Source organism: Vibrio sp. 10N.222.55.C6 (assembly GCF_041473395.1).
Classification (GTDB): domain Bacteria; phylum Pseudomonadota; class Gammaproteobacteria; order Enterobacterales; family Vibrionaceae; genus Vibrio; species Vibrio crassostreae_C.
Window position 1 is genome coordinate 40,559 of record NZ_JBFRSD010000025.1, and the last position, 13,671, is coordinate 54,229.

General features: G+C 44.2%; 8 protein-coding genes. All 8 read left to right on the forward strand.

Annotated features, from left to right (window positions below; genetic code table 11):
- Window positions 1-475 precede the first annotated feature (475 nt).
- Window positions 476-1,261 carry a TetR/AcrR family transcriptional regulator gene (locus tag AB4486_RS15710; RefSeq protein WP_004741595.1) on the forward strand — a complete coding sequence of 262 codons (786 nt, stop codon included), beginning with the start codon at window positions 476-478 and terminating at the stop codon, window positions 1,259-1,261.
- A 171-nt stretch (window positions 1,262-1,432) separates the two neighbouring features.
- The gene (locus AB4486_RS15715) at window positions 1,433-3,895 is read left to right on the forward strand and encodes an RND family transporter (protein ID WP_372117679.1); all 2,463 of its coding nucleotides are present in this window, start codon (window positions 1,433-1,435) and stop codon (window positions 3,893-3,895) included.
- A 44-nt stretch (window positions 3,896-3,939) separates the two neighbouring features.
- A complete protein-coding gene (locus AB4486_RS15720; protein WP_017060448.1) occupies window positions 3,940-4,746 on the forward strand; it encodes an outer membrane lipoprotein-sorting protein in 807 nt (268 codons plus the stop codon).
- 9 nt (window positions 4,747-4,755) lie between these two features.
- A complete protein-coding gene (locus AB4486_RS15725) occupies window positions 4,756-5,964 on the forward strand; it encodes a hypothetical protein (protein ID WP_372115155.1) in 1,209 nt (402 codons plus the stop codon).
- Window positions 5,965-6,166: 202 nt separating this feature from the next.
- Window positions 6,167-7,276, forward strand: a complete 1,110-nt coding sequence (locus AB4486_RS15730) for a GGDEF domain-containing protein (protein ID WP_029235308.1) — start codon at window positions 6,167-6,169, stop codon at window positions 7,274-7,276.
- 218 nt (window positions 7,277-7,494) lie between these two features.
- The gene (gene pheS / locus AB4486_RS15735; protein ID WP_004734764.1) at window positions 7,495-8,478 is read left to right on the forward strand and encodes a phenylalanine--tRNA ligase subunit alpha; all 984 of its coding nucleotides are present in this window, start codon (window positions 7,495-7,497) and stop codon (window positions 8,476-8,478) included.
- A gap of 18 nt (window positions 8,479-8,496) precedes the next feature.
- Complete coding sequence (gene pheT / locus AB4486_RS15740) at window positions 8,497-10,902, forward strand: phenylalanine--tRNA ligase subunit beta (RefSeq protein WP_372117682.1); 2,406 nt, start codon at window positions 8,497-8,499, stop codon at window positions 10,900-10,902.
- Between the two features lie 262 nt (window positions 10,903-11,164).
- Window positions 11,165-13,671, forward strand: a 2,507-nt coding sequence (locus tag AB4486_RS15745; protein ID WP_372117685.1) for an AAA family ATPase, incomplete at its 3' end; no start/stop codon positions are given.

Sequence of the window (13,671 nt, forward strand, 5' to 3'; positions counted from 1 at the left end):
TAACAGAAAACGGCATTAGTAAGCCAAATATTGACCATAAGGAGACGTCTGCCCCATAAAGTAAGCCTACAGTCATTCATTCTTGTGGTTTAAGCTAGGAATCATTGGGCATGAATACGCATAGCAGCTTAAAGTGCCGACATTCTTTGTTAGGTTAAGAATGCCCAATTCGCGTCCACATTCTGTTGGTCACAATACAGGTCTTCTTTTAAAGTCTTCTCTTTAGGTCAACTATTGATGATTTTCTTAGCTATATCCCATTTATTCTCTTTCCATTCACAAAATGTATTTAATTTATAAAACCCCTTGATGTGATCAATATTTGCGCTATTATGACGATAAGTCAGAAATGACGAAGCGTCACAAAATGGTTAACTACATGAATTTACTATTCGTGTTAATATATTGGATAGGAGTGTTTTAAATACTGGCGAAGCTTAGATAACGGCTAAGCTCATATACGGACTAAAAAATTATGTTTGGCTTTGGTTGTAAAGGCGATAAACAAGGTATCTTTGGTTGCAAAGGCGTGTTGTCTAAAAAGCAGCAGTCTATTGCAGACCGAGAAGTAGAGTTGATGTTGTTAGCAAAAGATCTGGTTCGAGAACAAGGGTTCGGAAACCTCACGATGGACAAGCTAACGGCAGCGAGCTCTTATTCTAAAGGTACGATATACAATCACTTTTGCAGCAAAGAAGACGTCGTTTTAGCGTTATGTATTCACTCTCTCAAGACAGAAGCAATGATGTTTGCTCGCTCTGGAGAGTTTGAAGGCAACACACGTGAAAAGATCGTCGCATTGCACGTTGCTTACCGAATCTATGCTCGCATGGAACCGGTACTATCAACCTGTGCGATCATGGCTAAAAGCCCGTGGGTACTAGAGAAAGCGTCTAGTGCACGCGTCGCCGAGATGAATGAACTGGAAGAGTTGGTGATTGAACAATGCGACTCTATGGTTAACCAAGCGGTAGAAGCGGGTGACCTAAAGTTCTCTTCTGGCGTTGGCTCAGATGCCATCGTTTTTGCTAACTGGTCAATCGCATTTGGTTCAAATGCTTTGTCACAGAATGCATCAAACAGTCATTGTATTAAGCGGTTACAAGACCCGTATTCAGTATTACACAACGCGAACATGATTCTAGACGGCCTCAATTGGCAGCCCCTTTCTAGTGACTGGGATTACCGCAAAACTTGGCGTCGTGTAGAACAAGAACTGTTCAGTGAAGAGATCGCTTACTTAGAGTCTGTAGGTCGATAGCTTCCGTTAAGCCCACACATGTGGGTTTATTAATAACCATTTTTGACGATTCGTCACAAACTTGAGACTGACCGACTGTGGTTGCTGTTTTCTTGAGTGTTTGACTAAGCATTGTGTCTTTTGTCAGCTTCGGCTGGCTTTTTATGACACAAATATGACGAATCGTCACAAATGGAGACTGTGATGAAACATGACAGCCAGAAGCCCACGTTCGATCAGCAAAACCGAGATAACCCTAATGCCGATAGCGCAAACACAGATCTAAACAGTTGGCACTCAATACCTACCAAGCGTTCGTTTATCGTTCTGCTGGTGGTGTTTTCAATCATCATTCTCTCTGCATTAGGGGCTAAGAACCTCTACTTTAGAGGGGACTACAACATCTTCTTCGAAGGCACCAACAAGCAGTTGATGGCGTTCGATGAAATCCAAACCACCTTTGCAAAAACCGACAACCTTGCGATTGTTGTCGCACCTGAAGATGGCAATGTCTTCACCCCTGAAACTCTCACCCTGATTCAAAATCTCACGGTTGATGCGTGGCAGATCCCGTATTCAAGCCGTGTCGATTCCCTTGCTAATTATCAGCACACCGAAGCCATTGAAGATGATCTTTTGGTAGAAGACTTGCTGTATGAAGAGTACGAACACACACCAGAACGCATCGCCAAAGTAAAACAGATCGCCCTTAACGAGCCGTTGCTTAAGAATGCCTTGGTGTCGGCCTCTGGCGATGTGACGATTGTGAACGTCACCGTGCAACTGCCAGAAGTGGACAAAACCGCAGAAGTGCAAGAGGTGATTGCGGCAATCAATACCATGATCGGCAAGTACCAAGCTCAGTATCCTAATGTCGAATTCCATAAAGCGGGCATCATAGCCATGAACAACGCATTTATGACTTCGGCTCAAGAAGACAGCTCAACGCTCGTTCCCTTAATGCTGTTGGTGGTACTGGTGTTCCTGACCTTTATGCTGCGCTCGTTCTTTAGTGTGGTGGCGACGCTCATTGTGATCATCTCTTCGATTGTTGCCACCATGGGATTGTCTGGTTGGGCAGGGATGTTCTTGAGTACCGCAACCGTGAATGTGCCAACCTTGGTTTTAACTTTGGCGGTGGCTGATTGTGTTCACGTGATTGTGACCATGAGACAAGCGATGCAGCGCGGTATGGAGAAAGCACAAGCCATTCAATACAGCATCAAGCTCAATGCGATGCCGATTCTGATCACCTCGGTGACCACTGCGATTGGTTTCCTGATGATGAACATGTCGGACTCACCAGTGCTGCGTGATTTCGGTAACTTATCGGCACTGGGTGTACTTATTGCGTGCTTCTTGTCTGTGACTATGTTGCCAGCGTTGCTAAAACTGCTGCCAGTCGAACGTCTACCTGCCAACCCTAAGGCGGCAGACAAAGTCACCTTCATGGATAAGCTGGGCGATTTTGTCGTAACTAACCGTAAAGCACTGCTGCCGATTTCTACGCTAGTGATTGTTGGCGCTGCCGCGTTAATTCCGCTCAACAAAGTCAACGATGAATCGGTGAAGTATTTCGATACCTCAAGTGAATTCAGACAAGCGGCTGACTTCATGGAAGAGACCGTAAGCGGCATGACAACCCTCAGTATCGCAGTGAAAACTAACGAGTCTCAAGCGATTGCTGATCCTGTGTTCTTGCAAGCAATTGGTGACTTTACTAAGTGGCTACGCGTTCAACCAGAAACTGACCATGTGGCAACGCTTTCTGATGTTTATATGCGTTTGAACAAGAATATGCATGCCGACGACGACAGCTACTACAAGCTACCGCTGAACCGTGAACTTGCCGCGCAATATCTGCTGCTTTACGAAATGTCTCTGCCGTACGGCTTGGACTTGAACAACCAGATCAACGTCGATAAATCATCGATCAAAATGGTACTTACCGTCGATAACCTTGGCAGCGTTGAGCTAGTCGAACTCGAAGAGCGCATTTACTCATGGTTTGCAGCCAATGCACCGCAATATGAAGTGGTGGCTTCGAGCCCGTCACTGATGTTTGCTCATATTGGCGAAACCAACATGGCGAGCATGCTATCAACTTTGCCTATCACCCTAGTGCTTATCTCTGGCTTGATGATCTTTGCATTGCGCTCGGTTCGCTTAGGCATGATCAGCCTAGTGCCCAACATTGCGCCTGCGATCATTGGCTTTGGTTTATGGGCGCTTATCTCAGGTGAAATCAACCTCGGTTTGTCAGTCGTGGTCACGCTCACGTTGGGTATCGTGGTTGATGATGCGGTGCACTTCTTGAGTAAATACCAGCGCGCAAGAATCGAAGGGAAATCAGCAGAAGAAGCGGTTCGATACGCTTTCCACACCGTAGGTCGCGCTTTGTGGATCACCACTGTTGTGCTAGTGGCCGGTTTCTCTGTACTGGCGATGTCGAGCTTCAGACTCAACTCCGACATGGGCTTACTCAGCGCGATTGTGATTTTCATTGCGCTGGTGGTCGATTTCATCTTGCTACCAAGCTTACTGATGATCTTCGACAAACAGACCCACTATTCAGCTAAAACTCAGCACGAATCAAAGCCAGATACCAAGTCGCAGCCTAGATCGACAGCCGAACTGACTACTTCGACCAAATAAGGAAACGTCGGCCTGCTGCGGTGGGCTGACTCAAGGAGATATTTATGAAAAGCGTTAAACAAACATTCGCTACTACATTACTTACTGTTAGCTCGTTGGCACTGAGCACATTCGCCGCTTTCCCAGCATTAGCAGACCCAGCGAAAGGCTTAGAAATTGCCGAGCAACGTAAAGCGGTCGATGTCGGGTGGGGCGATTCTGTCGCAACCATGGAAATGCTACTTCGCAACAAACAGGGCGAAAGCAGTACACGTCTGATGCGATTGAAATCTTTGGAAGTCGATGACGATGGCGACAAAGGCTTAACCATTTTTGATGAACCACGCGACGTAAAAGGCACGGCTTTCCTAAACCATTCGCACATCACCAAATCCGATGACCAGTGGTTGTATCTTCCTGCACTCAAGCGTGTAAAACGCATCTCTTCACGCAACAAATCTGGCCCGTTTATGGGCAGTGAATTTGCGTATGAGGACTTAAGCTCGTTTGAACTTGAAAAGTACACCTTCAACTACATTGAAGACGCGAAACTGGAAGGCGTAGACACCTTTGTTTTAGAGCAAGTACCGACCGATAAAAACTCAGGCTACACCATGCAAAAGGTATGGCTAGACCAACAGCACTACCGCCCAATGAAAGTCGAGTTTTACGACCGCAAAGGCGCACTGCTTAAAACTCTATCGTTCCAAGATTACAAACAGTACCTAAACCAATACTGGCGCGCACACACCATGGCGATGCAAAACCATCAAACAGGCAAAAGCACCGTATTAACCACGACAGATTTAGTGTTCCAGACCGGTCTTAAAGACAAGGATTTCCAAAAGAACACACTAAAACGTGCGAAATAAGGCAGGAATATGAAAAGGATTGTGGCAACAGGAACCCAATTATCCTTAACCTTGGCGGCGACCGTCGGGCTTATGCAGGTGTCGTTGCCTTGTGTGGCGGCAGGCTTTAGTCCTGATATCGCAGGGCAGGTTAACCTTGAACATAGGCAGTTCTTTAGCGACGGCTTTCAAGGGCAAGACAAAGGACAAAGCTCACTGGTGTTGCAGCCAGAGTTTTACTGGGAGCAACAAGAGGACAACGGCAGCATTACCTTCACCCCGTTTTATCGCCTAGACAGTGAAGACGATGAACGAACTCATGGTGATATTCGCGAAGCCTTGTATTTAACCTATTGGGATGATTACGAACTGCGAGCGGGTGTTGGAAAGGTATTTTGGGGCGTAACCGAATCGGCGCATTTAGTGGATGTGGTAAACCAGACCGATGCCATTGAATCGGTCGATGGCGAATCCAAGTTAGGTCAGCCTATGGTGCACTTCACCTCGATAAAAGAGTGGGGCACCATAGACGCCATGTTACTGCCGTATTTTCGTGAGCGTACCTTCGCAGGCGAAGACGGTCGATTAAGGCCAACCGTGCCAGTATCGGACGATGCGCTTTACGAATCTTCACGAGAAGAAAAACACGTTGATGTGGCATTGCGTTACAGCCAAATGTACGGTGATTGGGATGTCGGTTTAAGCTACTTAGGCGGCACAAACCGCGACCCTTATTACCGTGTGGAAGGCAATCAACTCAAGCCATACTACGCCCAAATGCAACACTTCGGATTGGATGTTCAAGGCATTATCGGTGACTGGTTATGGAAGCTGGAAAGCATTTATCGCGACAGCTACGACAACCATACCGGCGTGGCGACAGGCTTTGAATACACTTGGGTAGGGGCGCTTGAATCGTACTGGGACATCGGCTTCATCGCTGAATACCTGTATGACAGCCGAGGCAACAATGCCCAAACCATCGGCCAAAATGATGTGTTCCTTGGCGCCCGTTTCGCTTTGAACGATGAAGACGGCACCGAAGTGCTTACTGGTATCACTCAAGACTTAGATAACAGTGATGTCTACAGTGCCAAGCTAGAGGCATCGAGCCGTATTAACAACAATCTCAAGTGGCGACTGAATGCTTGGTTGTTTGAGAACGAAACCCCAGAGGACTTGTTGTTCTTCGCACGCAAGGATGACTTTGTTGAGATGGCGTTGGAATATTATTTCTAATGTTAGCTTCGTGGGGCGTTCCTGTTGGGGGGGACGTCTCAAATTTAAGATGAGCCATATTTAGAATGTTCAAAGTCGTCTTTTTATAAAGTGGATCAAACAATCGAATAAACCTACAGGTAAAGTGGTTATATTTTTTCAGTATCTATAACCTCCGAATATGCATGTAAATCGTGCTGGTGGTATCGGCCTTAAGGGATTTATGAATTCATTTAATTGGGATAAAAACTTTGAAACAGGCATTGGTGTTGTAGATGAACAGCATCAATATCTTGTTGGTATTATCAACCACTACGGAAATCTGTTGTCAGAGAACACTATCTCTATCGACGACATAAACGTCGCTTTACTAGATCTCACATGCTATGCCGAATTTCACTTTAAAGAAGAAGAATCTTTGATGAGAGATTGCGGTGTGTATGAGCGACACATTGAAGAGCATATCAAAGTGCATCGTGTATTTATGCAAGATATCTACAGTATGCAAGCTTTCATCATGGAAGAAGATCAGTCGTCAGCACGGCAGTTACTTGATTTATTGATCCACTGGCTTGCTTACCACATCCTCGGCATCGACCAAAACATGGCGCGACAAATGACCGCGATAGAAGAGGGCGCGACACCTCTGCAAGCCTTTGAAGCGGAAGAAAAGCAGCAAGATTCTGCGACTGTCCCGCTATTGGCTGCGCTTAACGGCCTGTTTGAACAAGTCTCTGAACGAAACAAACAGTTGTTACGCTTCAACCAGTTACTCGAAGATAAAGTTGAGGAACGTACGGCAGAATTAAAACGAGCGAATAAGAGACTTGAAGAACTGTCATTAACCGACTCTCTTACTAATTTGCATAACCGTCGTAGTGCTTTTAAACAGTTAGCGCTGCATTGGCAAGACTCCAAAGAACTGGGCATGCCTTTAGTGTGTATTATGATTGATGCCGACCACTTCAAGCGCATTAATGACACCAGCGGCCATGATGCAGGCGACTTGGTGCTACAAACCCTCTCGCGTGAACTGAAAAACACGTTCCGTAATGATGATATTGTTTGCCGGTTAGGTGGCGATGAGTTCTTGGTTATTTGCCCAAACACCGACCTTAAAGGTGGGATGTACATCGCGGAAACCGCTCGACAGAAAGTGTCTGAATTAGAGGTTGAAACCAGTCATCAAGTTTGGATTGGCAGTATTAGTGTCGGTGTCGCTGAAATGACCCAAGAATTCGAAACCATGAACGAATTGATTAAAGCGGCGGATGAGTCCGTCTATTTAGCAAAAAACGCAGGGAAGAACAGCGTTTGTTCTATTCAGATCTAGCCTTCAGGTCATTTCCAAATTAAGAAGTGGAACCTGTAATTGTTCCACTTCTTCCTACTCCTCATTAATATCCTGTTAAATTTGCCGTGTTTTTAGGCAATAACTTGTTCTTTTAGCGATTCAATTTGGCATTGGTTGCGTGTTTGATTACTATGTGTAGCTATCTAAAAAAACTAATCATCCGATACGGACACTACCAACTGGTAGATGAGGAAATGATGCAACATCTAGAAGAGATCATTGCTAATGCAACGACTGCTATTGATACAGCAGATTCGTTAGTCGCACTTGATGAAGTGCGAGTTCAGTATTTAGGTAAGAAGGGTGAACTAACTCTTCAACTACAAAGCCTAGGTAAACTTCCACCTGAAGAGCGTCGCACTGCTGGTCAAGAGATCAACAAAGCGAAAGGTGCTGTTCAACAAGCGATCGCAGCTCGCAAAGACGCACTTCAACGTGCAGAGCTTGAAGCGAAACTAGCTGAAGAAACTATCGATGTGAGCCTACCAGGTCGTCGCATTGAGAACGGTGGTCTTCACCCAGTTACTCGCACAGTTGAGCGTATCGAACAGTTCTTTGGTGAGCTTGGCTTTAGCACTGAGTCTGGCCCTGAGATCGAAGATGCATTCCACAACTTTGATGCACTAAACATCGCAGACGATCACCCAGCTCGTACTGATCACGATACTTTCTTCTTCAACCCTGATCTAATGCTACGTACGCACACTTCTGGTGTTCAAATCCGTACGATGGAAAACGGCAAACCGCCTTTCCGCTTCATTGCTCCGGGTCGTGTTTACCGTAACGACTACGATCAAACTCACACGCCAATGTTCCACCAAGTGGAAGGTATGTTAGTTGATGAGAACGTAAACTTCGCACAACTTAAAGGCATTCTTAACGATTTCCTTTGTAACTTCTTTGAAGAAGAAGTTGAAGTGCGTTTCCGTCCTTCATTCTTCCCGTTCACAGAGCCTTCAGCTGAAGTTGACGTGAAACGTAAAGATGGCAAATGGCTAGAAGTTCTAGGCTGTGGCATGGTTCACCCTAACGTACTTCGCTCTGTTGGCATCGACCCTGAGAAATACTCTGGTTTTGCATTCGGTATGGGTGTAGAGCGTCTAACGATGCTTCGTTACGGCGTAAATGACCTTCGTGCGTTCTTCGAGAACGACCTTCGTTTCCTTAAACAATTCAAGTAATCCGGGGCAGTCAAAACTATGAAATTCAGTGAATCTTGGCTACGCGAGTGGGTTAAACCTGCAATTAACAGCGAAGAGCTAGCTCACCAAATCACTATGGCTGGTTTGGAAGTTGACGATGTAGAACCTGTTGCTGGTGAATTCACCGGCGTTAAAGTAGGTAAAGTGGTTGAGTGCGGTCAGCACCCAGACGCAGACAAACTACAAGTTACAAAAATCGATATTGGTGAAGCCGATCTTGATGGAAATAAACAGCTGTTAGACATCGTATGTGGTGCATCTAACTGTCGTCTTGGCCTAACTGTAGCAGTAGCAACAGTTGGCGCAGTACTGCCTGGTAACTTCAAAATCAAGAAAGCAAAACTACGTGGCGTTCCATCGCACGGCATGCTTTGTTCTTTCTCTGAGCTAGGTATCGACGTAGAGTCTGACGGCATCCTTGAGCTACCAGAAGGCACAACGCTAGGCATGGACGTACGTGAGCTTCTTGAGCTTAACGACGTAACTATCGACGTAGACCTAACAGCAAACCGCGCAGACTGCTTCAGCATCCGTGGCCTTGCTCGTGAAGTTGGCGTACTAAACCGCGCAGACGTTACAGAGCCAACAGTTGACGCTGTTGCAACAAGCATTGAAGACACAGTATCTGTTGAAATCAAAGCAACTGATGCTTGTCCACGTTACCTTGGCCGTGTGGTTAAGAACGTAAACGTGAAAGCGGAAACACCAATCTGGATGCAAGAAAAACTGCGTCGTTGTGGTATCCGTTCAATCGACCCAGTTGTAGACATCACAAACTACGTGATGCTAGAGCAAGGCCAACCAATGCACGCATTCGATCTAGCTAAGATCGAAGGCGGCATCGTGGTTCGTCTAGCAGAGCAGGGCGAGAAACTAGCACTTCTAGATGGCAACGAAGCTGAACTAAACAGCAACACACTTGTTATCGCAGACCACAACAAAGCACTAGCAATCGCTGGTATCTTTGGCGGTCAAGATTCAGGTGTTACGACTGAAACAACAGACGTACTTCTTGAAGCAGCATTCTTCGCACCGGATCATATCCGTGGTCGCGCACGTGCTTACGGCCTTCACACAGATTCTTCTCTACGTTTCGAACGTGGTGTTGATTCAACACTTCAAGCAGCAGCAATGGAGCGTGCAACACAGCTTCTAGTTGAAATCTGCGGTGGTGAAGTTGCGCCAGTAAACGGCAGCGAATCTGAAGCTGATCTTCCTAAAGCAAACGTAGTTGCTTTACGTCGCGCTAAGCTAGACAGCCTACTAGGTCACGAAATCCCATCTACAGACGTAGTGGAAATTCTTACTCGCCTAGGTTGTAACGTTGAAACGACAGAAGCTGGTTGGACGGCAACGTCTCCATCTTGGCGTTTCGATATCGCAATCGAGCAAGACCTAATTGAAGAAGTAGGTCGTATCTACGGTTACGATAACATTCCAAACCAAGCGCCTAAAGCGGCACTTAAAATGAATGACCACAAAGAAGCTAACCAACCGCTTAAGCGCGTTCGTGACCTTCTTGTAGACCGTGGCTACCACGAAGCAATCACATACAGCTTCGTAGAACCAGAACAGCAAAAACTTGTTGTACCTGGTGTTGAGCCGCTAATCCTGCCATTCCCAATCTCTGCGGATATGTCAGCAATGCGTCTTGGCCTAATCCAAGGTCTACTAAACACAGTTGTTCACAACCAGAAGCGTCAACAGTCTCGCGTTCGTCTATTCGAATCAGGCCTACGTTTCATCCCTGAAGCAACGGCTGAAAACGGCATGCGCCAAGAAATGATGCTTGCGGGCGTTATCTCTGGTACTCGTGGCGAAGAGCACTGGGACATTGCAACTAACACTGTAGATTTCTTCGATCTTAAAGGTGACCTAGAAGCAGTTCTTGAGCTTTCTGCAAACGAAATCGCATACAGCTTCAAAGCAGCTAAGCACCCAGCACTTCACCCAGGTCAAACTGCGGCTATCGTAGTAGACGGCAAAGAAGTGGGTATCATTGGTACTGTTCACCCAGAACTAGAGCGTAAGTTTGGTCTTAACGGCCGTACTATCGTATTCGAAATCGAATGGGCAGCTATCAACACTCGCGTGCTTCCAGAAGCAGTAGCAGTATCTAAGTTCCCTGCAAACCGTCGTGATATCGCCGTTGTTGTTGATGAAGCAGTTGCTTCTGGCGACATCGTAGAAGCGTGTATCGCTGCTGGTGGTGAATTCCTAACAGGCGCTAAACTGTTCGACGTATACGTTGGTCAAGGCGTTGAAGAAGGTAAGAAGAGCCTAGCAATCGCACTTAGCCTACAGTCTGTAGAGCGCACACTTGAAGATGCAGACATCGCTGGTTCAGTAGATGCTATCGTAGCTTCAATCTCAGAGAAATTCGGCGCAGCACTTCGCGACTAATCTCTTCTGATAGATAGAAAAACAAAGGCCTCGCATTGCGAGGCCTTTTTGTTTGTGTCCTAAGGGACTAGGGACTAACAATTAGTCTAACATTTCAGTACTAGTGATGGTGTAGAAGAGATTATCAGTGCTCTTTTTCGCGTTTAATAACTCAAATATCTACATAGATCAATCTAGCCTTTCGCAAATAAAACTATGACTAACATGTAGTTAGCTTCAGTGGTAGCATGTCGTTACAACCAGTTGCACAGGCGCACCCTCCATGAGTTTTCACTTAAATAATTTCCTCAAAAATCAAATTCTAGATGATAATTGTTCTTACCTATATTTATTGTCTCTGCTTAAAAAGCAGAAGGGCAAAAAGCTTACAAAAGCAATTTATTCAGAACTGGGTGACATAGAAAAGTTAAGAAGAAGAGTTGGAAGGCAGGTCGAAAGGTATAGACGAATTGTGGACCAAAATATGGCTTTAGCACGTGACAGCTCTAATTTAGTGCTGACGCCGCTGAAGTCAATACAAGTTAAAAACTTTAGAGGTTTCTCTTCCCTTAACGACAATGATCAAGGGACATTAATCCCATTTAGTAAGGGTGTTAATGTCTTTTTTGCACCAAACGGTGGGGGAAAAACATCATTATGTGAGGCTATCGAATATAGCCTTACAGATAATGTAAAAGAAGCTGATCGCAGAAATACCCCGTTAAAAAACTATATAAAGAATGGCGGAACACCAAGCATTATCTGCGAGTTGGTCAATGGAGTCGTCCCTAAATCACCATTTTGGAATAGTTGTTTTATTGATAGGAACAGGCTTCAAGAATTCTCGCTATTGGGTTCAAAGGATACTAACGTTAAACAAGCAGATGTTCTTGCTACATTGTTTGAACTCGAAGAAATTGATGACATTGTAAATGGAATGGTTAAACCAGCTTCATTTAAAGCTATTGAGTTTATTCGAAGCTCTGGTCAAGAGCGTTATGACGCGGTTAATCAAGAACTAGCTGCTAAAAGGCGCTTGAGAAAAACAAAGATAGATGAAATCCAAGGCGAGCAACAGCTCTTAGCGGAACTGTTTGGGTTAGAAAAATATGATAGTGCTCATATAGTAGCAAGGAAAAACTACTTTGATCGGTTGAAGAAACATTTAGTGTTAAGTACTCAGAAATTTGAAGTTGTTAGTGAAGAGATCAAACTAGACTCCCTTATTAAATATATTGATTCAATTACTTGGCTAATTGAGTTATTAGCAAATAGAAGGAACTTGTTAGCAACTAATGCTAGCAAAGTTAACTACAAAGACTTGTATAAGGCTATTCAAAATTTCGGTGATATGTCTGATATTGAGAGTTGTCCAACTTGTGAAACACCCATAAAAGACGTTTACAAACATCCAAAGAAAGTTGTTGAAGACGAGTTACCGAAACTAGAGTTTTTAGATCGGGCATCGATAACCTGCACAAAGATCGAGCTTCAATTACAAGAACGTATAACAGTTTCCTCTGCCTATCTACAAACGTTCTTAAACCTTCATCGGGATACTTTATCGGAAAACTTGGTTCTCGCAATTGATAGTACTTTATCTTCAAACAAATCGGATTCAGCCGAGTATTTAATACAATTATCAGCATTGAACGAATTCTCGGCTGAGATAGAAACATTAAATGTTGAGATTAGAGCAAAAAATAAGAGAGTAGTAAATCAAGCTAAACGCCTCGAATCTCTGAATTCTGAAATTGATAAGATCGAAGAAAAGCTCAGCTCAGCTACAGTTTTTGAAACAAATATTGCCACGAAGTCTGTCAATCTATCGGAGGCACACGAAGAGATAATTCGCCTTCTAAGTCAAAGAAAAAATCAACTTAATCAGATTCTTAGTGATGAAAGGTTTAACGATTTTGCAAAACAACTAGAAGGTAGTTACAAGAAACTGTTTTCAGAACTTAATGAGTACAAGCGAGGAGTAGAGGCTGAAAATATAAGTGGGATAGAACAATCAACGCTCAATTATTACAGTCAGATCAACAAGCATGACAACCCAAATGAAATTGTGTCGGAAGTTAAATTTCAGCAAACGGGTGGTACATATAGAATTATTCTTAAGATGCAAGATGGTCGTGAAGATGATGCATTTTGTGTGTTAAGTGAAGGACACTTGAGAGGCTTGGGACTTGCTTTACTGTTATCTGTAGCAAAGAAAAATTGTCATCCAATAATTATTTTTGATGATGTAGTCAATGCAATTGATACTGAACATCGGTCAAATATTATAGATATGTTTAGTGAAGATGATTATCTAAAACAGGTTCAAAGGATAATAACAACACATGACAGAATGTTTTGGGAAAAGATTTCCAACAAACATAAAAGAGCAACTGATGCTGATACATTTTCAAGTCAAATATTAAAATCGACACCAAAGGGGATAGTAATACAAAACTTTGGTGTAAGTTACTCTCAAAAGGTTAAAGAAGCGTTAGATGTGTACGATATTCGTCAGGCTTTAGTCTACTCGCGAATTTGGTTTGAAACTATGATCAATGAGTATTGTGTCAACAATCAAATTCAAATTACGACAACATTTTCTAGTAGACAGCTCAAAAAAGATAATTGGTTGGAAATTAGCTTAGAGGCTACTTATAGCGAGTTTGCGAAATCATTGAACGGGAATGTCGATACCTTTAATTACCTGAAAAACGACCTAATAAACTGGGGAGGTCAAAATCAAGAGCACCATGCATTTGATGAATATAACGGCGTTGTTGATCAAAT